The organism is Anaerostipes sp. Marseille-Q3525 (genome assembly GCF_018223505.1).
GTDB lineage: Bacteria > Bacillota > Clostridia > Lachnospirales > Lachnospiraceae > Anaerostipes > Anaerostipes amylophilus.
The window spans coordinates 1-21,872 of sequence record NZ_JAGTTT010000033.1; the positions used below are offsets into that span (position 1 = coordinate 1).

The 21,872-nt window shown below is 33.9% G+C and carries 21 protein-coding genes; 20 read left to right on the forward strand and 1 reads right to left on the reverse strand.

Annotated elements, in window-relative coordinates:
- The 20 genes from KE503_RS12475 to KE503_RS12565 form a co-directional block, all read left to right on the forward strand.
- On the forward strand, nucleotides 1–201 hold a 201-nt coding region (locus tag KE503_RS12475; protein WP_212385407.1), incomplete at its 5' end, for a hypothetical protein.
- A 2-nt stretch (nucleotides 202–203) separates the two neighbouring features.
- The gene (locus KE503_RS12480; protein ID WP_173727895.1) at nucleotides 204–1,058 is read left to right on the forward strand and encodes a hypothetical protein; all 855 of its coding nucleotides are present in this window, start codon (nucleotides 204–206) and stop codon (nucleotides 1,056–1,058) included.
- 288 nt (nucleotides 1,059–1,346) lie between these two features.
- The gene (locus tag KE503_RS12485) at nucleotides 1,347–1,844 is read left to right on the forward strand and encodes a hypothetical protein (protein WP_173727897.1); all 498 of its coding nucleotides are present in this window, start codon (nucleotides 1,347–1,349) and stop codon (nucleotides 1,842–1,844) included.
- Nucleotides 1,845–1,852: 8 nt separating this feature from the next.
- Nucleotides 1,853–2,284: a hypothetical protein gene (locus tag KE503_RS12490; protein WP_173727898.1), complete on the forward strand. Its 432-nt coding sequence runs from the start codon at nucleotides 1,853–1,855 to the stop codon at nucleotides 2,282–2,284.
- Nucleotides 2,285–2,421: 137 nt separating this feature from the next.
- Nucleotides 2,422–3,000 (forward strand): hypothetical protein, encoded by a 579-nt coding sequence (locus tag KE503_RS12495; RefSeq protein ID WP_173727900.1) that lies wholly within the window; start codon nucleotides 2,422–2,424, stop codon nucleotides 2,998–3,000.
- A 5-nt stretch (nucleotides 3,001–3,005) separates the two neighbouring features.
- The gene (locus KE503_RS12500) at nucleotides 3,006–3,278 is read left to right on the forward strand and encodes a hypothetical protein (protein ID WP_173727902.1); all 273 of its coding nucleotides are present in this window, start codon (nucleotides 3,006–3,008) and stop codon (nucleotides 3,276–3,278) included.
- Between the two features lie 4 nt (nucleotides 3,279–3,282).
- A complete protein-coding gene (locus tag KE503_RS12505; protein WP_173727904.1) occupies nucleotides 3,283–3,840 on the forward strand; it encodes a JAB domain-containing protein in 558 nt (185 codons plus the stop codon).
- 2 nt (nucleotides 3,841–3,842) lie between these two features.
- Nucleotides 3,843–4,742 (forward strand): hypothetical protein, encoded by a 900-nt coding sequence (locus KE503_RS12510; protein ID WP_173727906.1) that lies wholly within the window; start codon nucleotides 3,843–3,845, stop codon nucleotides 4,740–4,742.
- Nucleotides 4,743–4,754: 12 nt separating this feature from the next.
- A complete protein-coding gene (locus KE503_RS12515; RefSeq protein WP_173727908.1) occupies nucleotides 4,755–5,351 on the forward strand; it encodes a septation protein SpoVG family protein in 597 nt (198 codons plus the stop codon).
- Entirely contained in the window at nucleotides 5,338–7,455 is a 2,118-nt protein-coding gene (locus tag KE503_RS12520) for a VirD4-like conjugal transfer protein, CD1115 family (RefSeq protein ID WP_055073047.1), read from the forward strand. The genes KE503_RS12515 and KE503_RS12520 overlap by 14 nt, the downstream gene beginning before the upstream one ends.
- An 11-nt stretch (nucleotides 7,456–7,466) precedes the next feature.
- Nucleotides 7,467–7,793 (forward strand): hypothetical protein, encoded by a 327-nt coding sequence (locus tag KE503_RS12525; RefSeq protein WP_055073048.1) that lies wholly within the window; start codon nucleotides 7,467–7,469, stop codon nucleotides 7,791–7,793.
- 24 nt (nucleotides 7,794–7,817) lie between these two features.
- Nucleotides 7,818–8,663 carry a hypothetical protein gene (locus KE503_RS12530; protein ID WP_055073049.1) on the forward strand — a complete coding sequence of 282 codons (846 nt, stop codon included), beginning with the start codon at nucleotides 7,818–7,820 and terminating at the stop codon, nucleotides 8,661–8,663.
- Nucleotides 8,664–8,683: 20 nt separating this feature from the next.
- Nucleotides 8,684–9,625, forward strand: coding sequence for a PrgI family protein (locus KE503_RS12535; protein WP_055073050.1), 942 nt, complete (start codon nucleotides 8,684–8,686; stop codon nucleotides 9,623–9,625).
- 96 nt (nucleotides 9,626–9,721) lie between these two features.
- Nucleotides 9,722–10,819 carry a hypothetical protein gene (locus tag KE503_RS12540; protein ID WP_055073051.1) on the forward strand — a complete coding sequence of 366 codons (1,098 nt, stop codon included), beginning with the start codon at nucleotides 9,722–9,724 and terminating at the stop codon, nucleotides 10,817–10,819.
- Between the two features lie 157 nt (nucleotides 10,820–10,976).
- On the forward strand, nucleotides 10,977–15,215 hold the full coding sequence (locus KE503_RS12545; RefSeq protein ID WP_055073052.1) for an isopeptide-forming domain-containing fimbrial protein: 4,239 nt from the start codon (nucleotides 10,977–10,979) through the stop codon (nucleotides 15,213–15,215).
- A gap of 66 nt (nucleotides 15,216–15,281) precedes the next feature.
- Nucleotides 15,282–15,413, forward strand: coding sequence for a hypothetical protein (locus KE503_RS14745; protein ID WP_274603833.1), 132 nt, complete (start codon nucleotides 15,282–15,284; stop codon nucleotides 15,411–15,413).
- Entirely contained in the window at nucleotides 15,400–16,347 is a 948-nt protein-coding gene (locus KE503_RS12550; protein WP_055073053.1) for a DUF5688 family protein, read from the forward strand. Before KE503_RS14745 ends, KE503_RS12550 begins: the two co-directional genes overlap by 14 nt.
- Before the next feature lie 57 nt (nucleotides 16,348–16,404).
- Nucleotides 16,405–18,786 (forward strand): VirB4-like conjugal transfer ATPase, CD1110 family, encoded by a 2,382-nt coding sequence (locus tag KE503_RS12555; protein WP_055073054.1) that lies wholly within the window; start codon nucleotides 16,405–16,407, stop codon nucleotides 18,784–18,786.
- 8 nt (nucleotides 18,787–18,794) lie between these two features.
- Complete coding sequence (locus KE503_RS12560) at nucleotides 18,795–20,717, forward strand: lysozyme family protein (protein WP_055073055.1); 1,923 nt, start codon at nucleotides 18,795–18,797, stop codon at nucleotides 20,715–20,717.
- Nucleotides 20,718–20,732: 15 nt separating this feature from the next.
- Nucleotides 20,733–21,023, forward strand: coding sequence for a hypothetical protein (locus KE503_RS12565; RefSeq protein WP_055073056.1), 291 nt, complete (start codon nucleotides 20,733–20,735; stop codon nucleotides 21,021–21,023).
- A 77-nt stretch (nucleotides 21,024–21,100) separates the two neighbouring features.
- Here KE503_RS12565 and KE503_RS12570 read toward each other — a convergent pair whose 3' ends face one another.
- Nucleotides 21,101–21,730, reverse strand: a complete 630-nt coding sequence (locus KE503_RS12570) for a hypothetical protein (protein ID WP_055073057.1) — start codon at nucleotides 21,728–21,730, stop codon at nucleotides 21,101–21,103.
- Between the last annotated feature and the right edge of the window lie 142 nt (nucleotides 21,731–21,872).

A 21,872-nucleotide genomic window follows, 5' to 3' on the forward strand; every position in this document is an offset into this window, starting at 1 on the left:
ATGATAGAGATGCTAATTGTAGAAATTCCAATTGTAATAAGTGTATTAAATGAATTTATAAGAGATCTATTAGTGAATTATGGATTCCAAATCAGACGCATTATAGATAAACCATTTCGCTCAGCAAGAATTATTGCTATAACTTACATATTATTATTATTTATTGTAAGAAGAAAATTATTATTTCGAAAGGAGAAATAAGTATGAAATTAAGAAAAACATGTTGTGTGTTAGTATTAAGTGTTGGAATGTTATTTCCTACAATTGTATATGGAAATGATAATAGTTTAACAAAAGATGACAGTAATATTGAAGCATCTAAGATAATTTCAGTTGAAAAAAAGGAGAATGATAAATTTTCCAATGAGCTAAATTCGATGCAAAAGGTAACTAGTAATGATTTGAAAAAGCTTAGTCAATTTGCAGATATTCAAATTACAGAATATGAAGATAATAGAGTTGAATATACTTTTGTTCCTAAAGAAGCTGAAAAAACAGAAACTTATGATAATGGAACAAAATTAAACGAATATGAAATGGTAACATTGACGGCAGTGCCAGATAATCAAACAGCAGAAATCGATTTAAGTAGTGCAAAAAAATCATCTTATAGTTTTAAGATTGGTGATAACGTACAAGAAACTATAACAAAAAATCATTCGGATGTGAGATTAAGAGGAGTATATAATTATACAGAAGCAGTTTTAAAAGAACCTAGTGCTAAAGTTGATTTTGCAAGATTAAATTGGATTTCAGGTTGTGTTGTAAAACGTACAGAGAGATTTGGAAAAGATTTGAAATTGTATGCGGATGCAAGCGGAGATAGAGTTGATTCAAGTGGAAAGACAGTAAAATTTGGAAAAGAAAAAACATCAGTTAAAACAATCGCATCACCTAAAATAGGAAAAACATATAAATTAGTAACAAATTTTAAATATTATTATGGTTTATCAACATTAGGAAATATTCATGGAAGTGTAACATATCAATTATCACACAATGGAAAAACCTATTATAAAGTATCTAATATATTTAATAAAGGTACGTGTAGGGTGTAAACAAAGAAATTTAAGTTGTCGCAACTCTTATATCTTGACTGTGCTAAGATCTATATTTGAAATTGGAAAGATTTACTGATGACATATCTGGAGGATGAAAGGTGCAGTTTCAACAATAACTTAAGTGAAAATGTGATTCGGTTGATTCGTAATCGGACAAAAGAACTTGGCTATTTTGTGCTTTCATAGATGAAGTGGTAATTTTAACGATATTGTCAGTAAGTAAATTTTGTCAAAAGTCTAAAGAAATGAAATGTTGTAAGTAAGATAAATAAAAGGAGTGTGTTTATGAAAAATTTAATATTAAAAAGTATACCAATTATGGGTATAATGGTTTGTCTACTATCAAATAATATTATGGTTAATGCTTCGGAAGAAAAAGAATCTAACGAAATGCCTATGATAGCGATTGATTCACAAGAATATGGCATTAACGGAAATATTATGCCAATGAAAACCATTACAGGTAATGCAGGAAGTTGTACGTTAGATTATGTAGATCGTTCTATACAATGGGCAGTGAAGCCAAAAACTACAAAAAAATATTTATTTATAGGGAATATAAGGATTGTAACAGCTAAAACAAATGATGCAAAAGGCTCTGGGTCTGTAAGTGCAAGTGGAAAAGGAACACAAACAGGGCAAAAAAGTATAAGTAGTATGTATGCAAAATTAAAAAAAGGTTCTCAATATAAAGCTTATTTTTCGGGAATTGCATCTACATATGATAATAAACAAACATTTATGGTTGCACAGGATGCACATATAACTTTTACATATAGATAGGAAATGATATGGAGATATTATGTAGTTTGGATAACATACAATTTCCAATTACAAAGTATGAAATCAAAAATAAAGAAATTAAATTGGAAATTTTATTTGATACTAATAAATATAAGGGAGTATTTGAGCAATTAGAGATAAAATGTATACCATTACTTTTTGATAAGTATAAAGATACGATTTTACAATTGAAAATATATTCAGATATTTATCAAGTTAAATGCAAAGATTGTGAATTTTTTAGACCGAATATTCATATGGATTTAGAAAAATATCGGCAACATCTTTTTAATATTTATTCAAAAATTATGAACGATCCGAGTTGGATAGTTGCGCAGCATATGAAAGGGTTTGAGAATTTACATTTAGATGATGTAGATAAGAAAAACGATATTGTTAATGTGAGTGGAACTATCATTTTTGAAATTGTGAATAAATAAAATAGTATTTCATTAAAAAATGGGACAATCTGAAACAATTCTTATGATAAACTTACAATTGTAAAACAAGGCAAAAAAAGCATGTCGTATAGCAGACGTGCTTTTTTTGTACCATTTTTTGAAGGAGGGATGGATATGTGAATTCATTAGAAGCAGTAGAAAAATTAAGAATAAGACATGAACAAGAAGCGCAACAGTGTATAGAGATATTCCGTTCTTTTTGTCAATGGTATCAAAGCCAATATAACTTTGAAGAGATTGAATCCACTTTTTGGAATGCGTGTATATATTTGATTGAGAATTACAATCTATCAGAAGAGAAGCTGATAGATTTTTTTCTGTCCAAACTGCAAGAAGATGTAAAAGGAAAAGATGAAAAACAAAGAGTCATTGATTCTTCGATCTATGCTTATCTGCAGGTCAAATATACAAAAAACAAAAAAATGGCATCAGAAGATGTGGACAAAAAATCTAAGAATAGAGCTTTAAAGTGGAAAAATCTTTTAAAGTCAAGAAAATATACGAAGCAAAAATGTAGAATTGATGAAAAATTCGGTAAAGCATTGCTACAACTAAAAAGCACAGAGATAGATTTTATCTCTGATAAACTGGAACAAGGATATTCCAAGGAGGACTTATTAAAGATTATGATACCAGGAATAGGTATCGAAAAGATGGAAGCTATTTGTAACTTAATCAAAAAAGAAAGCAGGTGAGAACTATGACTTCAAATAATGATGAGGCTTTAAATTTTTATGGGTATTCCAGTTATGAGCAGCTAGAGCAGGCATTATTGGAACAAGGATATGGTCTGGATGATGTATCAGTGCGGATTGACAGCATGCGACAGGATTATGAGCAACAAAAACATGATGCATTAGAACGTGTCGTACATAAAAAAGAAATTCGTACCATTAAGATGGAAGAGTTAAGAAATGAGGTGGAACAGCTCAAAGAAGGACAAATGATGGAAATTATATTTGATGGAAGGTAAGTCGATGGAAACGAAAGAAATAGGACTTGAAATCGTACAAATCCGATTGATACAGGATCGGATTGTATATAATGAAAAACCAATCCATTCACCACAGGATGCTGTTGAAATCTTGGGAAATGAGATTAAAGACTATGATCGAGAAGTCTTGTGTGTTTTAAATCTGGATGCACATGGGGTTGTTCAAAATGCCAATATTGTTTCTATGGGAACAGTAAACCAGACCGTTTCTTCTCCAAGAGAAATTTTTAAGAGTGCGATCTTATCCAATGCACATTCCATCATTTTAATGCATAATCATCCAAGTGGAAGTGTAAAACCATCAAGACAGGATTTATTAATGACTAGACGGATGAAAGAGGCAGGAGAGCTTATCGGAATCTTTGTAAAAGATCATATCATTATTGGTGGAAGAACAGGAGAAAGTTATAGTTTTAGGGAACATGAGTTAATAAAACCATTCTCAGATACAAAAATAGCTGCAGAAGAAAAGAATATAAAGGAAGAAACTGCAGAATACATAATTCCTAAAAAGAAAAAATCAAAGCAGAGAGGAAGATGATCATGAGTGAAATGCAAGAAGGAATTCAAATGGCAATGATGACTGGACAAGCAATGGCATTCGTAGTAGATAAAGGAGTGACATTAACCAGACAAATTTTAGAAGCATTGGCCAAATTAATAAAAATGAGTGCATTGTATACAACACCGAAAATAAAGAATGCATGGAAAAGACAGCCTGGGGCAGTATCAATGGATCAGATTCAAAGAAGAATTCCGATAAGAATCAATGAAGCAGATCAACAAAAGTTTTTTGACTGGATGCATCGGGCAGAAATTCCATATTGTCCATTGCAAGATCTGAATAAAAATGATATATACGCAGAGTTTGTCATTGATGAAAGAGACATTTTAAGATTGCAATCTATTGTAGATCGTAATCAAAGAGAGTTTTCTATGGAAGATTTTAAGATCATTAATTGGGAAGATTATGCAATGAATCATATTACAGAGGAAGATTTAGATGCATTAGCAAAAGAGATGAATATTGATCTTGAAAAGGAAGCGAATCAAAAACTTCCCAGTCAAGCCAAAGAAAACGATATGGAAGAACTTAAAAACAAAGTTTTTTTAGATGATTTTGCAAAAGGAAATGCGGTTGCGATCACTTGTAATAAGAAATTGCTAAACAAAAAATTATCTGATGAAACACAATTGACATTCCGTATTCCAGGAGAATTGGATAAGTTTGTTTCAATTCCTATGAAGGATTTAATCTTAACAGATGGAGGGAAGACTTATCTTGGACGCTTAGATTTAAAGAAAGAATATACGGTATATGATTCTATGAATCGAAGTCTTTATCACAGGAATGGAATGCAGTTAAAGCGAAACTTTGACGATGTGACAAGATCAGAGTTCACACAGAAGAAACCAAGCAAGAAAAATACAAAACAGAGATAAAAGGGGAAAACGATGAATATTCGAATCAATCATATGCAGCTAATTAACAAAGAAAATGATCATACATTGGCAATTTGTGAGATCATTCTAAATGAGTGCTTTCGAATTCGAGGTGTGAAATTAATGAAATCAGCCCATGGAATTTTTCTATCTATGCCATCTGTCAGACGAAAAGATCATGAGTATCATAATATTGCATTTCCAGTGACAAGAGAGGTCAGAGAGGAAATTTTTCAGAAGATTAAGACAGAGTATGAACATTTGCTTCGTTTGAAAGAAGAAATAAAGAAAGAAGATATTACTGTCAAGATATATCCAGTAGAAGAGCCGGGTAAATTTTGTGCATATGCAACAATTAATATCAAAGATATGATTGCTGTAAACAGTATTCGGATCATAGATAGTGTGGAAGGAATGTTTATTACGATGCCATCTTTCCGAAAAGGAGACGAATACGTTAGTATCTGTTCTCCAATCACGAAAGAATTTGGCAACTTATTAAAAGAAATCATTTTGGAAGCCTATCAGGAAAAAATGAGAGAATACATCATGAAAAGACCAGAAGACTTAGAAAAAGAAAAGGAAGAATCAGTGAATGAACCAGAATGAATATAACTTTGGTTCGTGGATTTGTATTCCGATCATTGCATATCTAAGCTATATGGTCAATTATCTGCTAGATGGATTTTTTCAAAAAAATCAAGATGTTCTTATGAATGGAATGAAACTGTTTGAACAACATTTAGATCAGATCATGGAATATCCATTTCGAGTTTCTTCTTATTATAATGAACGAAGTTTTCCAGCAATACTAATCGGAATTATGATTTTTCTGGTGGTTGATATTCTTAGCTTTCTATGTAGAAAAACAATGATGATAGGAAAAGAGTATGGAACAGCCCAGTGGGGAAATGTTTCGGAAATGCGAAAAAGACTAAGTGATAAGAATGAAGAAGCAAATATCTTATTTACACAAGATTTTTCATTAATGACGGATAAACGATGTGGTTTAAATCGAAATATTGTAGTTTTAGGTGGATCAGGATCAGGAAAAACATTCCGATTTGTTGGTCCAAACTTAATGCAGGCAAATATGAGTTTTGTAGTCACAGATCCCAAAGGAGATACGGTTCGAGATTATACGAATGTTTTAGTGGAAGAAGGATATCAGATTAAAATATTAAATGTGATCAATCCAGAACAATCCGATGGGTATAATCCATTTGCTTATATTGAAAAAGACGATGATGTTTTAAAATTAATATCGAATATCATTGATAATACAACACCAAAGGGTGCTCAAAAAGGAGATCCATTTTGGGAAAAGAGTGAATCGCTGTTTATGCAGGCGGTCTTTTTTTATGTCTTATATGAAGCAGAACGTCAATATCTTCCAAGAAATTTCCATACGTTCTTGATGATCATTAGTGAAGCGAAGGTAATGGAAGAAGAAGGAGCAAAGTCACCGCTGGATTATCGGTTTCAGGCATTAGACGACAATCATATTGCAAAAAGAACCTATCGCAAATTTATGTCAGGAGCAGGAGATACCCTGCGAAGTGTCATCATATCTGTACATTCCAGATTGTTTCCATTTGAATCGCCAGGAATCCAGAAGATTTTTGAAAAAGATGAGATGGATTTATATGCATTGGGAGAAGGAAAAATGGTAAGTGGAGTTAGAGATCAAAAAACAAAGACAGCAATGTTTATTGTGATTCCAGATGATGATAAAAGTTTTAACTTTGTACCAGGAATGCTTTATACGCAGATGTTTCAGATTCTATATGCATCTGCAAGAAAATATAATAATCACTTACCAATCCCAGTGCAATGTTATTTTGATGAATTTAAGAATATCTCGATGCCAAGCAATTATCTTGATATTGAAGCAACCTGCAGAAGTAGAAATATTGGTGTTGTTCCAATCTTTCAGGATAAATCACAGATCAAAGCATTATACAAAGATTCTGCAGGAACCTTATTAGCAAATTGCGATACCTTATTATTTTTAGGTGGTACTGATCCAGAAGTGAAAAAATTCATTTCAGAATCTTTAGGAAAACAGACAATCTGGAAGAAAAGCAGCAGTGTGACCAGAGGAAAATCAGGGTCCAGTTCTCAAAGTGAAGACCGAATGGGCAGGGAATTGATGACACCCGATGAAGTTGGACGTATGGATAATAAAGAATGTATTGTAATGATCCGAGGTGAATATCCGATCAAAGGGAAAAAACTGGATGCGACAAAACATAAAAGAGCCAAGCAGTCAGGTTTGTTTGGAAAACCATATTTTCATAGGAAATCCCAGTCAATCCAATGGAAAGATGTTTCAGAAATCAGAAAAAATGAGATTGTCTTAACTTATGAGATGATCATGGAACTATTAGAAACAGGGAAACATGTATTTCCAAGCGAAGAATGGATACAAAAGGCAGAGCAATTGGGAGAAGAACAGCAAAAGCAACAAGAGAAGGAGAGAAAAAGAGAGTGGAAAGTAAGACTTCCAGAAGATTTTGAAGATCTATCTTTAGTAGAAATTTTGGCAAAAACACAATTCCAAAAGACATACATGGATGTAATCGTCAAAGCTGTGGAAGCAGAAATCCCAGAGAAGATCGTAAAGTCTTATATCTGGAATGCAATGGATGAAGAAGAAATCGAACGACAGATCAAAATACAACGGATTTTACAAGTTAGTGAGCAATCATAAAGGAGAAGAAGATGTTACAAAAAAATTTAAGAAAAGTAAAAGAAGAAATCAAAAAGAAACTTCCATATTTAATAACACTTAGTTATGGACTTTCTATACGTTATGTTTATGCGGATGGAAAAAGTGATCCATTGGCATCTCTTAAAAAACTGGGAACTTTAGTAGTCAGCTTAGTAGTTGTCTACGGAATTGTTCAGGCAGCACTAGGAGTAGCAGAAGCAGGAAGAGGTATGGGAAACCATGACAGTTCGCAGATGTCCTCTGGACTATGGAGAATGGGTGGAGGAATCTTAATGAGTGCGGTGGGAGCTGTTTTAGCATATCTTGGATTACAGTAAGAAACCTGAAAGGAGTGAAAGCAGATGATTGCAAGTATCTTGCCGGATATCGATATGTCGGATTCTGTGAAATTTGGATTTCAGGTATGGAATACTTTTATGAAAAGTGTCTACGCACTTTTGACGGAATCGCCATCACAGTTTAAAGACGGAGAAATCTGGAAAGCAGTACAAAAGATCAATCCATATTTTATTACAGTCGGAACGATTGCAGTCAGTTTATGCTTTGCAATGGGACTTGTAAAAAATCAAGTGGATTTAAAACGTGAGATGAATATTGAAATGGCAATCAAGTTGTTTGCAAGAATTTCCATTGCAGAATGGTTATTGACCAATACGTTTTATATTATTGATGCAATCTTTTCTGCAGCAACATGGCTGATCGGAAAGGTTTTAACAGGTGGAGTCAAGAAAATGAGTTTGTCGAAAGCACAGCTAAAGCTATTTGAAGAAGTCGATCCCATCGAATCCATTGTGCTTTTGATCTTTGGATTTATCTGTCTGGTTGTTGTTATTGTTTTGGCAATGGTTATGATTTATACGGTTTATTCCAGATTTTTTAAAGTTTATGTATCCGCACCATTTTCTGCATTAGCAATCGCAGGTGTGGCAGGTGGAGGAATGGGACATGTAGCCAGAGCAAACTTGCAAAATATGATTACCTATGCGTTAGAAGGAGTAGCCATCTCCATGACATTGTTTGTCTGTAGTAAATTTATCGGATCGGGGTTGGATTTGGGATTAAAGACAGGAAATTCAGATACAGTCAAGGCGATGGCGGTTTTAATTGAGAAAACATTTACGATTGCGTTAACCGTAGGGCTTACTAAAGGAGCAGAAAACTTAGTTCGAAAAAATCTTGGACTATAGAACAGGAAGGAAATGAACATATGGAGCATATCAGTATAGAAATTAACAAAGATTTTGGAAGATACAAACATAATTTCTTCTTAGGATATACGCTTTCTGAATGCTTTTTTTTCTTTTTGGGAGGCTTATGTTGTGTCCTTATCATACTGCCATTAGGGTTATTGCTGCATATTGATCTGTTCATTGCCGGATGGTGTGGTGTGATTCCAGCCTCTGCCATTATATATATTGGCAACCATCAACGAAATGGAATGTCTGAAATGGAATATCAGAAAAAAATGTATGCACTTAAAAAAATGAAAAAACTTACCTATCAGAGTGAGGAAACACAAGAAAGTGTGCTAGAAATTTTAGAAGAAGAGATTTCTATGAAAAAAGCACAAGAAAATGATATTCCAAAGAAGAAAGTGAAATTTCCAATACAAAGGATGATCAAGATGGCAATGCTCATTGGGATTGTTGTTGGAATTTTCATGACAGCCATGACGATTCTTCCACAGAAAGTGAAACAAAAGCAAGAGGCAGAGGGAAAACAGGAAGCAATTCGTACACAGGTATTATCAAAAGAAGAATCAGAAAAAGAACCAACGACAAGACAACAAGAAAAGACAACAACGGAACAAAAAAAGCAGAAAAAAGAAAAACAAAATAAAAAATCAATCGATCAATCAACAAGAAAGACACCAAAGGTTGAAAAGATCACACGAACAAGAAAGGAGACAACGACAGAAAGAAGAATCACAAGAAAAGAAGAAACAGAGGCTTACCGAACAAGGAGCAGTCAAAGTACAACTGCAGTAAGAAAAAAATCTACACAGGAGAAAAAGACAAAACCTACAAAGAGTACTACATACAAAAAGAAAAAGCAGGAAACAGCAACGACAACAGCAGAAAAAAAGAAAACACCTTCCAAGGTAACCAATCAGGAAAGTCAGTTTGAAATTGAATATGAAACAAAATAGGAAAAAATTTCAAAAAAGTTTGGGAATTGTAAAAATATGTGATATAATTTCTTTATTTAAAAGCAGATGTTCAAAATAAGAATTAGGAGGGTGTATATGAAACGATTCTTTATTTTAGTAATGTGTCTTTGTATGGCTGTGCCGATCAATGTTTGTGCAGCAAATCAGAAGATTAAAGTGAATCCTGTTTATCAAAACAGTAAAGTAATCAAGGGAAAAACAAAAAAGAGATATCGGGTCCAAGCAAAGATTGGAAAAAAGAAGTACCAAACAAAAGCAGATTGTAAGGGAAATTTCCGCTTAAGGATTCCAAAACAAAGTGTTGGAAAGAGCTTTTATATCAAGGTATATCGAGGAAAGAGATATATTTTAAAGAAGAAAATCCATGTATTAACAAAATCCATAAAGGTTCAAAAGTTTTCAATAAAAAATAAAATAATCAAAGGGTATGCAAGACCAGGGTATCGAATTAAAATTACCATGAATCATAAAAGCTATCAAACAAAAGCAAGCAGAGTAAAAGGCTCATTTAAGATTCAGATGAAACGACCTGCAGGAAATGCAACAGCAAAAATATCTTTGTATAATAAAAAAGGAAAGTATATAAAATCTGCGAAATACAGTGCATACAATAAAAAGAGCAACAAAAAAGATCAAAATACGAAAAAAGCACAGTATACAACAGCAGATGGAAAGAAATATACAGGAAAAGTTCCAGAATTTGATGATCCAATCAATCTATCTGCAGTAGAAAAACAGATGAACGAAGCAGGAATGGAATATGATGATTCGAAAACCATCATTGAAACAAGCAGTGGTCGTGCATTTATGAATGCAACAAGTGGCCATGGGCAGGGATATTATGGATGGATCAGTTACTATATGGAAACAGAAAGTGATAATCAGTGGCAATGGTATCATGCAAAGAATGGAATTACACTGTATTATATCACAGCAACAACAGGAGATTTACGCAATACCCCAACACCAGATTGTAATGATCCAACAACCTATGAAGGAAAAATTGAATCCGGACAGACAGGCAAATTTTCACCAACCTATAAAAGTTCCAGAGATTTGTCATACTTAGGTATTAAGATTGTAGGATATAAGAATCAAAAACCTGTGATTTATTATGCAGTGAGTGAACAGTTAATGGCAGGAACAATTGGAATTGCACCACAAATACAATAAATGAATCAAAAAGAGTAGATATATGTTTAGTATATCTGCTTTTTTTGTACCAAAAAGGAGGAAAATGATGTGTCAGCGTGGTCCACCTAAAATACAGATCAGAAACAATGCACCGAAGGAGGTGCTTTTTTAATGCATTAAAAAAGGAGAAGAAGACATGAAAAAACACAATATCTTATCGAAATTAAAAAGAATTTCGAGAAAAATAGCATGCATTATAGCGACGGCTGTGATGTGTCTAAATAATATTGGTTTGAATCAGATAAAGCAAGTCTCTGCACAAACGAGTATGGGAAATGCTTATAAGATCACAGAGAATGATAGTACAAAAAATAAATGGCAAAATACCGATAAAAATGGAGATCAGATGACACATCGATTCTCCAGTTATGAATCGGATAAAAGTAAGGCACTGAAAGTAGATGCCTCTTATGGATTCAAATTACAAAAAACAAGTGCAACGAAAGTAACCGTAACCAAAGGAACAAAGTGTGCAGCTCCAAGCAAATTCAATGGTGAAGACTTAGAATTGCTGGCTTTTATGAAAAAATATACTTGGTTTAAGACAAGTAAGAATACAGCAAACAACATTCAGATTAAGATTTCCGATTTGACTGTTTATCAGTGCAATTCCGATGGAAGCAATGGACATTGGGTCAAGGTTGATCTTGTAAGAACAATCACAGCAATTGAGAAATATAAAAATCAGGATGGTTATATTGCATTAGGATCAGGAATCACAGATGCAGTATATATCGGCATTGAAGAAATGACAGTGAATAATGTTTTTTATAAAGCAGGAACCAGTCAGAAAGTCACTTTGAAATCCAATGTTACTCTTACAGATATTGATACCAGACAGTACATTGGTGTATCGGCATCAAAGATTGATGGGCAGTATGTATCAAACAATACAACATTAAGTTATTTAAAAAATGGAAATAAAAATTTCTATTATGCAGATAATGATATCAATTACAGCGGAGAAGCTAAAACAGCGGTTGGATTTATCTTTGAAGACAATTCATTTGTTTATACCTTTGGACGTATCAAACCAGAAGAACCAACAAATCAGGAACAGTATGTAGGAACAGGACAGTCTATGACAGAGTTTGAGCCATCATCCCCAGTGAAAACCGTTACAGATCAAGATGAGAAAGATGTGAAAGAAAACACCGTAGAACATCTAGGGGGAAATTGGACTTATACCGTAGAACAGTCTATTCCATCTAACATGCCATCCAATTTTTACTATGATAATTTCAGTTTTGAAGATCAGATAGAAAGTTGCATGAAAATTAATTCCATTCGAGTCGAAGCAGAAAATGCAGAGGCGAAAGTCACAGATGTAACTTCTATGTTTAAGATTACAAGCAGTGGAAATAAAGTTGTAGCGAAACTAAAGAATAGTAAAAATGCCAATTTCTATAAAAATACGGTATATCGATTAAAAATCAATGTGCAGATGAATATTCCAGACGGTGCAACAGAAAGCCAGATGGAAGAACTCAGAAATACATGGAAAGAACATGGGCATTACAAAGAAACAGAAAATACAATTACCGAAAATAATAGCGCAAAGACCATCATCGATGGAAAAAATCTTCCAACAAATCAGGTAAAGACAAACATTGAAGGACCAAAGAAAACTGTTTCTGATCAGGATGAATCAAAGGTTATAAAAAATAATGTGAGAGACCTTGGAAGTAACTGGACCTATTCAGTCACACAAAAGATTGCTCAAAATGCCACAGAACCTTATGACAGCTTTGTGTTCCGTGATGAGATTGAAGAATGTATGAAGATCAATTCTGTGAAAGTCATCAATGATCAGGGAAATGATGTATCAGAATGGCTTGATATTACAACAGCAGGAAATCATGTTGTGGCATCCTTAAAAGATCCTAAAAATAACAAAGACTTCTATAAAAATGCAGCGTATACCATGGAGATCAATGTGCAGATGGATATTCCTACCGATGTAACGGAAGAACAAATGCAGACATTGAAAGAAACCTGGGAAAAACATGGACATTATTCTGAAGATAAGACAGTCTTAAAAGAAAATAATGTGGCTTATGTGGAAATCAATGGAGTGAATTCTATCACAAATCGTCCAGAGACAGAAATTCATTTAAGCACAACAATGGATCAGACACCAGGACTTAACATTGTAAAAAGTGTGAATCGTTATGAACATCAGGTTAACGATATCATTCATTATACCGTGAAAGTAAGCAACACAAATGAGGAAGCAGATACAGCTTATTTTGTGATCCGAGATGAATCTCTTCCAGATTCTGTAGCGTTTGACTTTTCTAGTGTAAAAGTGAGTGGAATCGATGCAGAAAACTATACGATTGAGCAAGTTGGCAATGGATGGGTTCTAAAGTCAAAAGGAGATTATGCGTTACCATTTGGAAAAACGATCACCATTGAGTATGATGCAAAAGCATTGACAGCCGGCAATGGTACTGTAATTGATAATACAGCCACAACAATTGCTGCAGGTATTCCAGAAAAGAAAGATGCAAAGCAGGTTTATGTAAATTCTCCAAAAATCGATGTAGAAAAAACAGCACCAAGCAGCAAATATAAAGTGGGAGACAGTGTTGGATACAAGGTAGTCATTACCAATCGCAATCCTGGAACCTTTATGAGAGATTTACTTTTAAAAGATGAAGTACAATCAAAAGGATTGGAAATCAAAGAAGGATCAGTTGCAGTTTTAGTTGCAGGAAAAGATGTTACAAGTAATCTTGACATTACTTATGCAGAGGATGGATCAGGATTTAGTATTCAGACACCATATAATATGAACAATTCAGATATTCCATGTATCGGAATTTCTCCTTACAAGGAAATGAGCAATTGGACAGATAAGATGATTGTTACCTATGAAGCAACGATTACAGATGAGGCAGCGTTATCTACAGATTTGAAAAATACATTCAGTGTTCCAGCAACAAAAAATACAAATGGAGATTTGATCAAGGATGATGAATTAATACCATCTGGTGGTGGACAAGATGATGCAGATGTGAAAATGAAAGCACCTACCTTAGAAATCACGAAAAAATCAAATAAGACACAGTACAATGTCGGTGAAAATGGAAGCTATGAGTTGGTTGTAAAACAGACAAAAGAAAATCTAACCGCAAAAAATGTTGTTGTAACGGATACTTTTGTACAGCAGGAAGGTGTGAAATATGATACATCAAGCCTAAAAGTTTTATTAAATAAGGAAGATATCACACAGGAATGCAAGATCAGTATAGAAGGAAATCAATTTAAGATTGAAACAGGAAAAGACCTTACAGATGAAGATAAATTGGTCATCGATTATCAGGTAAACTTTGAAAAAGAAGGGCAGTATACCAATACTGCAGTAAGTAAGGCTGATAATACGAATGAAGATCAGGCGAATAATGTGGTAGAAGTGAAAGAAATCACACCAGAATTAAGTATCAAAAAATCTTCTGACAGACAGGAATATGCAGTCGGAAATACAGGAATTTATACTTTAACTGTCAAAGAAAAGAAATCTGATGCAACAGCAAAAAATGTGATTGTAAAAGACCAGTTTGTGACAGGAGATGGAATCAGCATTGTTTCAGATAGTATTGCTGTTACATTAAATAAGGAAGATATCACAAAAGATTGTAAGATTACAGCAAATGAAAGTGAGTTTTTGATTGAAACTGGAAAGGATATGACAAGCAAGGATGAACTGCAGGTAACATATCAGGTAAGTTTTGCAAAGACTGGAACTTATAAAAACACTGCAATCACAAGAGGTGATAATGCAGAGGAAGTAGAAGCTGATAATACAGTTGATGTGAAGAATCAGGATGTTACGATCACGAAAGACGCAGATCAAAAGAGGTATAAAGAGGGAGACACAGTGAAATATAAAGTAAAAGTTGGACTGAAAAAAGAAAATACAATTTCAAAAAATGTGGTGATCAGAGATCAGATTCCAGATGGAATGAAATTAGATGAAAACAGTATTAAGGTAGAGGGTATTGCAGATTATACCATCAATGTGGATGGCAATAAAATGGAAGTAAAAATCCCAACACTAAGATATGGAGAAGAAGTGACTGTTACTTATGAGGCAAAAGTCTTAAAGGGAGCACTTGGAAAAACATTAACCAATAAAGCCGATGTAAATGGAGAAGGAATCAATGGTGGAGAAGCCAAGGTAACTGTTGAAGTACCAAATGCAACAAAAGCAACACCAGAAACTTCAACACCATCTACATCTTCTAGCAATCATGGAACCAATAGCAGTATGCCAAAAACAGGGGATATGACGAATGCGACTCCATATGCAGTGGCGATTATCCTTGCAGGAATTGCAGCAGCGATTATCTATAAAAAGAAGAAAAAATAACAAAAAGTAAGAATGAGGTATCAGTTTTTGATACCTCATTTTTGATGAAAGATGAAAGGAGCTTTTATGAATCAGGAAGAAGAAATGGTAATTGAAGTAGAAGTAAGAAATCCAGAAAAGAAGAAAAAATATTTCAGTGAAATTTCCAAAAAAATTGAAGAACGAAGGAAGGAGGAAACATCAAATGATGACATATAGCCAGTTCACTCAATATGTAGAGCTTCATATAAGAGAATATGTATCAGAGGAGATGGTGGTATCTTCAAAAACATGGCAGCAAAAAAATAATGGAGTTCCGATAGAAGGATTAGTTTTTAAAGATACGGGTGCATTAGTGGATATGCCAGTGATGGTCTACTTTAAAGATTTATATGAAAAATATTGTAAAGGTGATGCAAGTATTAATTCTTTTTTACAGGAAACGGTAAGTGAACTTTCCAATAGTGTTAGTACAAAATTTATGGATTCATTTACTGATCGGATTTTCTTTCGAATGGTAAATGCAGAAAAAAACCGCAATAAGTTATCTAGTTGTCCTTGTCGGCAAGTAGGAGACTTTTTGATAGAGTATCGCTTGATCGCATTCCAAAATGAATTTGGAATGGGAAGTGTGGCGATTAATAATGAAATTGCAAACAGTATTGGATTGAATGAAGAACAATTGTACCAGTTGTCTATGAAAAATACAGAAAAAGTATTTCCTGTAAGTTTTCAAAATCTTACAACCCTTACGGAAGGTATTCAAAAAAATGGACAAATACCACCAGGACATGAGATTAGAGTCGATAAAAATGATGCATTGCCAGTTTATTCATTAAGTAATAAAGAAGGGTTAAATGGTGCATCTACAATTTTGTATCCACAGGTGCAGGAAGATTTAAAAAAGGAATTTCCAAATGGGTATTACGTTTTGCCAAGTTCCATCCATGAAGTATTGATTGTGGATCAGAGTTTTGTAGAAGAACCATTGGATTTATTTGCTTTAAAAGAAGCAGTATTAGAGGTAAATTATCAAGTTGTAGAGCCATCAGAATTTTTATCAAATGAAGTGTATGAGGTAAAAGGCCCAGATTTTCAATTAGAGAAAGCAACATTTCTAAATCACAAAAAAGAAAAAAATATGGAACGATAAGATCAACGGGTGGGACTCATGAGAGTCCCATCTATTTTTTTATGGAGGAATCAACGAATGCCATTATTTGAATACGAAGAAATTGATCAGTTAACGAAAGAAGATCTTCCAGTCTATAAAATACCAAAAAGTATTCAACAGACGATAGATATTACTGCTATTGCGAAGAATGGAGTGTTTTGTCATACACCGAAAAAAAGAAAAAGAGGAGAAAAAGCTTCCTATAGTAAGGCTTATCGGTTTGAGGATGTTCCTTTTGCAACTTTAGATGAGGAAGAAAAAGAAGGAAAGATTTTATCATGGTGCAAATTTTTAAATTCGATGGGAACTAGTTTTAAATGGACCTTACAAAATAAGAACAAAGACATGCAAAAGTTCCGAGAAACGACACTTTTTGATCTGAAGAATGACGAATTTGACATATGGAGAGAAACTTATAACGAACTATTGGATGACAGAATTTCAAAAGGAAAACAAGGAATTGAATTGGATATGATCCTTACGATTCTTCATCAGACCGAAGATTATAAGAAAGCGATGGAATATTATCGAACATTAGAGAATGATTTGGAAGAGTCCTTTCGAAGATTTGGGAGTAAATTAACAGCTATGGATGCCATCGATCGATTAAAATCGCTGCATGATTTTTATCGCATGGGTAAGGAAGAAGAATTTCAATTAACATGGGATGAAATTAAGAAAGGCAAGAATTATCTCAACACTATCTGTAATGTGAAGCTTTCTTATAAGGAAGATTTTATTGAGGATGAGGGGAAATTTTCAAGAGTTTTATTTGTAAAAGATTTTCCTTCGGGATTATTAGATAACTTTGTAAGAGATATTATGGATCTTTCGCAACATCTGACATTTACAGTGGATGTAATCCCAGTACCGAAAGAGGTTTCCGCAAAATTTGTTGCCAATAAACTAATGGGTGTTGAAGGAGATATTTCAAAACAGCAACGTCAGCGAAACAAGAGAGGCGAATTTTCCACAGATATTACATGGGAGAAACGTCAGGAACATGATGAGGTCGAAAGTGTCTTAAATTCTTTACAAAAGATGGATCAGGAAATGTTTTATACCAGTGTCACGATCATTACAACAGCCGATACAAAGAAAGAGTTAGAATCAAATACCTTATCATTGATCAATGCAGCCAGCCGATTTGGGATTGTTTTAGAAACTTTGTATTGTCAGCAAAGAGAAGGATTAAATACTGCATTACCAATCGGAGTTCGTCAGATTAAGACATTAAGAGCAATGCTTACCAATGGAGTTGCTTCACTTGTCCCATTTTCTACACAGGAAATGTGCCAGGAAGGCTGCTTTTATGGAGTAAATCAGATTTCAAAGAATATTGTACGTGGAGATCGAAAAAATTTACAAAATCCACATGGCTTTGTCTTTGGAACATCAGGATCTGGAAAGAGCTTCTTTAATAAAGGGGAGATTGTACAAACTTTTATCGGTTCGGAAGATGATTTTTTCCTGCTAGATCCGAAAAATGAATATCGGGATGTCTGCCAATTAATGAAAGGCGAATTTTTAAATATTACATCCAGTAGTGATATTTATGTCAATCCATTTGAAGTAAATATGGAAGAATTAAAAAGGAGTCCAGAAAAAGTGATCGGTGGAAAAGTAGACCTTGCTTATGGAATCTGCCAGCAGGCAACGATGGGAAATTTAAGTGGAGTTGATTGTTCTCTGATCGATCGTGCCGTTCGAATGATGTATGGAGCAATTATTTCAGGAGCAGAAAAAGAACAGAGGACGATGGTTGACTTTGCAAAAGAATTGGAAAGAATGCCAGAAAAAGAAGCACAGACTCTAAATTTGTCAATTGAACGATTTGTCAGTGGATCACTGGATATCTTTTCCCATCAATCGAATGTAGATATGTCAAGTAGAGTGGTCGGTTTTGGTTTAGCTGATCTTGGAGAAGCCCTACGAGGAATGGGATTATTGATCACATTGGAGCATATCAAAGCAAGAATTAAGAAAAACTATAAACTTGGAAAAGCAACAAGAATCTATATCGATGAAATTCATAACCTTTTACTTGATCCGTTTTCTGCCGGATATCTGCAGAAGTTTTGGAAGGAGTACCGACAGTATATGGGAATCTGTACTGGGATTACACAAAATGTAGATACAGTTCTACGATCTGAAGAAGGAAAAGAAATGTTGGCCAACTCTGAATTTGTCTATCTTGCAAAGCAGGCACCAACGGATCGAGAAACATTACTTCGTACTGTAGATATTACCAATGCCCAGTTAAGCTATGTTACCAACAGTGAATATGGCCAAGGATTATTAAAGTTTGGGAAAAATATTATGCCATTAAATAATTATTTGGACAGAAAGAATGGAACAGAGGCAGAGAAAAAGTTGTATCAACTTTATAATACCAACAGTTTTGAGGAAATAAGGTAGGAGATTGGATGAAGCTAAAAACACATAAGAGTGAACTAAAGCTAAATAAAACAGAGAAGTCAGAGTTAAAAACAACAGCAAGAAAACATTTTGTAAAAAATACGATCAAAGATGGAATCAAAAAAACAGATGATCCAATGGAAAAAGAGATGGTTCAGGGCTTAATGGTTGCAGGATATGTGACATCCAAAGGAGCAAGAATTGGAGTCAAGGCGGTCAAACAAGGAAAAAAGACATTTCTTACCGTACAAAAAATCTTACAGTTGATTAAAAATCATGATGCAAGGCATCCAGGAAAGAAACTTCTTTCTGGATTATCGCAAACAGAGCAGGAAAGATTTGCAAAAGAAATCTTAAATCGGATCAATAAAGACGAGAGAATGAAAGAAGAACTTTATGTGCAGTGGATCAGTCATCAGGGAAGAAGTTCTTATAAAAAGAAGAAAAATCCATCCATCTATCAAAAAAGAAATACGATTACGAATCATAAAATTCCAAAGGAAAGAAAAACAGGAATTCTACAAAGAGCAAAAGGAATTTATGGGAAGATTACATCCAAGGCAGATCAGAAGATAGAAAAAAAGATTGTAAAAATAGCAAAAGATGTAAAGAAACAAAGTGTCTATCAAAGAAAAATGGCAGGACTAAATCTGGTAAAGAGCAGTATGTTGTATGTGCAGGGAGATGAAGAAGAAGGAAAAGAAATTGCAAAAACAGTTGTATCAGTACCAATGAATATGATTCTGTCAAAAATAAAAATACAGATTATTGCTGCAATGGGGATGATCCTGCCAGCATTAATTCCACTTTTTTGCTTGTTGTTACCTATTTTGCTAGTGATCGTTATATTTTCTGCAGGAGTTACGATACAAAATCAAAATACACAATCGGCAAGCTTAAGCCCAGAAGTAGAAAAATGGAGACCGATGGTACAAAAATATTGCGATCAGTATAAAATTGGAGAATATACAGATTTAGCATTAGCGTTGATGATGCAGGAATCTGGAGGAGCAGAGCCAGACCCAATGCAAGCAGCGGAGGGATCATATGGATTATACTGTATTCAGACGAAAAATAATAATGGTGGACACAGCCATAGTCCAGGAGGAATTCCAAAAGGACATGGAGAATGTTCAATTAACGCTGGAGTTCAGGAACTAAGAGATGCCCTAAAGGCAGCAAAGGTTGAAAATCCATATGATATTGGAAGAATTATGGTAGCACTTCAAGGATATAATTACGGAATGTCGGGATGGATCACATGGATTAATCAGCATGGTGGTGTTTATACACTTGCATTAAGTCAGGAATACAGTCGGACAAGAATGCCAGAAGGAGCGAAAGGAACACCAGAACATGCCCAGCTAGTCATGAGATATTATACATATAATAATGTAGGCGGAACTACTATGTTGTCCGGCAATGGTGGAGTGGATGTAGTGTATTATTCACAGGCTGATCCAAGATGGGGTGGTACAGATTTTGGTGGAAATACAGTTGGTGCTGCAGGATGTGGTCCCACAAGCATGGCAATCTGTATCAGTACACTTTCAAAGAAAGTCAGTCCGTTAACGACATGCCAGTGGGGAGCCAAACATGGATATTATATCAAGGAATCAGGATGGTCACATTCTGTGATTCCGGCATTAGCCAAGCAGTATCATCTAAAATGTAAAGGAATTGGGAAAAATCGGTCAGCACTAAGTCAGGCATTATCAGAAAAAAAGTTGGTTGTTGCAATCATGGCAAAGGGACATTTCACAAATGCAGGGCATTATATAGTGCTAAGAGGTATGACAAGTGATGGAAAAATCCTGGTTGCTGATTGTGGCAGTAAAGCGAGAAATAAAGCATGGGATTTTAATATTGTATACAATGAAGCAAGAAGTGGTGCCGATGTAGGAGGACCATTCTGGATTATTTCAAAGTAGGAAAGGAGATATTTTATGGATAGAAAACAGAAGAAAGAATTTTTGATCATAGCAATTGGATTACTGGTTTTATTAAGCTGCATGAGTTTTTTATTAAGATCCTGTTCTGACCAGAAAGCAAAACAGGCACAGCAGAAACAGAGGGTAAGTACACAACAAAAAATGAGACAAGACAAAAAAGAAGAATCAACAGAAAAAGCAGATACAAAAAAGGAAGAAGAAAAAGAACAAGAGGATAATAAATTAAGGGATTTGGATGGAAATGAGATAAAAAATGACAATGTACCACAAAAAGGAGTTCAATAAGAATATAAAAGAATACAGACCTGGAAATCAAGTCTGTATTCTGTATATAGTAATTAAATAATAGTATGAAGTTATAATTATCCAATATCACCATTTGTATTCATTGCATACTCAATATATTTTCTGAAGTTTTTTTTCACATTAGTACCAGCAACTGCTTTGCCTGTTACTGTTAAAGTGAGAGTTCGACCGGCATCAATTGTTTTTTGTCCATATCCACGATCAATCCATTTACCATTTTTTACTGTAAATTTAGGCTTGTTTAAAGTACCAAATAAGCAACGTTTTCTTGATTTATCATAAATATATTTACCAGAAACTTTACATGAAATAGTAACTTTTTCGGTTGAATATACGTTAACAGAAAATGATTTTGTTTTGCTAAATGTTCCTTCTAAATCAGAGGAAGAACGTAGAAGATTACTTGTTGCAACTATATCATCGTAATCGGCAACTTCATCACCTTTTACTACTTTTTCAAATTGAGTTGGAGTAAGAAGATTTTTTTCTGAAATAGCAGAAAAGTCTTTTAGCTGTAAATGCTTGTTTTTAGAAGTATTCACTTTTTTGATAATGGATTGATATTCTTTATAATATTGAATTTTTTTATTATCTTTAGAAGCTGCATGTGTGCTTGTTCCAATAGTCGCAAATAATATGCTAGCGGTTAACATTGCAATGCTTAATTTTTTAATAATTTTTATCATAGTTTTTCTCCTTTTCATTAAGTTATTGAAGTTAGTTTATAAAAAGTGTTTCTAGTACTATAACTGGAACAAGTGTTGTGTATGTGAATTGCACCTCCTAAAAAATAAATATGATTTATAGTTTTTTACATACGTATGATAT

Coding starts and splice junctions, on each gene's coding strand:
- KE503_RS12535 (WP_055073050.1), top strand. CDS start 8,684: ATGGAGCATATCAGTATAGAAATTAACAAAGATTTTGGAAGATACAAA.
- KE503_RS12480 (WP_173727895.1), top strand. CDS start 204: ATGAAATTAAGAAAAACATGTTGTGTGTTAGTATTAAGTGTTGGAATG.
- KE503_RS12540 (WP_055073051.1), top strand. CDS start 9,722: ATGAAACGATTCTTTATTTTAGTAATGTGTCTTTGTATGGCTGTGCCG.
- KE503_RS12530 (WP_055073049.1), top strand. CDS start 7,818: ATGATTGCAAGTATCTTGCCGGATATCGATATGTCGGATTCTGTGAAA.
- KE503_RS12505 (WP_173727904.1), top strand. CDS start 3,283: ATGGAAACGAAAGAAATAGGACTTGAAATCGTACAAATCCGATTGATA.
- KE503_RS12515 (WP_173727908.1), top strand. CDS start 4,755: ATGAATATTCGAATCAATCATATGCAGCTAATTAACAAAGAAAATGAT.
- KE503_RS12560 (WP_055073055.1), top strand. CDS start 18,795: ATGAAGCTAAAAACACATAAGAGTGAACTAAAGCTAAATAAAACAGAG.
- KE503_RS12520 (WP_055073047.1), top strand. CDS start 5,338: ATGAACCAGAATGAATATAACTTTGGTTCGTGGATTTGTATTCCGATC.
- KE503_RS12510 (WP_173727906.1), top strand. CDS start 3,843: ATGAGTGAAATGCAAGAAGGAATTCAAATGGCAATGATGACTGGACAA.
- KE503_RS12555 (WP_055073054.1), top strand. CDS start 16,405: ATGCCATTATTTGAATACGAAGAAATTGATCAGTTAACGAAAGAAGAT.
- KE503_RS12525 (WP_055073048.1), top strand. CDS start 7,467: ATGTTACAAAAAAATTTAAGAAAAGTAAAAGAAGAAATCAAAAAGAAA.
- KE503_RS12500 (WP_173727902.1), top strand. CDS start 3,006: ATGACTTCAAATAATGATGAGGCTTTAAATTTTTATGGGTATTCCAGT.
- KE503_RS12485 (WP_173727897.1), top strand. CDS start 1,347: ATGAAAAATTTAATATTAAAAAGTATACCAATTATGGGTATAATGGTT.
- KE503_RS12490 (WP_173727898.1), top strand. CDS start 1,853: ATGGAGATATTATGTAGTTTGGATAACATACAATTTCCAATTACAAAG.
- KE503_RS12565 (WP_055073056.1), top strand. CDS start 20,733: ATGGATAGAAAACAGAAGAAAGAATTTTTGATCATAGCAATTGGATTA.
- KE503_RS12570 (WP_055073057.1), bottom strand. CDS start 21,730: ATGATAAAAATTATTAAAAAATTAAGCATTGCAATGTTAACCGCTAGC.
- KE503_RS12550 (WP_055073053.1), top strand. CDS start 15,400: ATGATGACATATAGCCAGTTCACTCAATATGTAGAGCTTCATATAAGA.
- KE503_RS14745 (WP_274603833.1), top strand. CDS start 15,282: ATGAATCAGGAAGAAGAAATGGTAATTGAAGTAGAAGTAAGAAATCCA.
- KE503_RS12545 (WP_055073052.1), top strand. CDS start 10,977: ATGAAAAAACACAATATCTTATCGAAATTAAAAAGAATTTCGAGAAAA.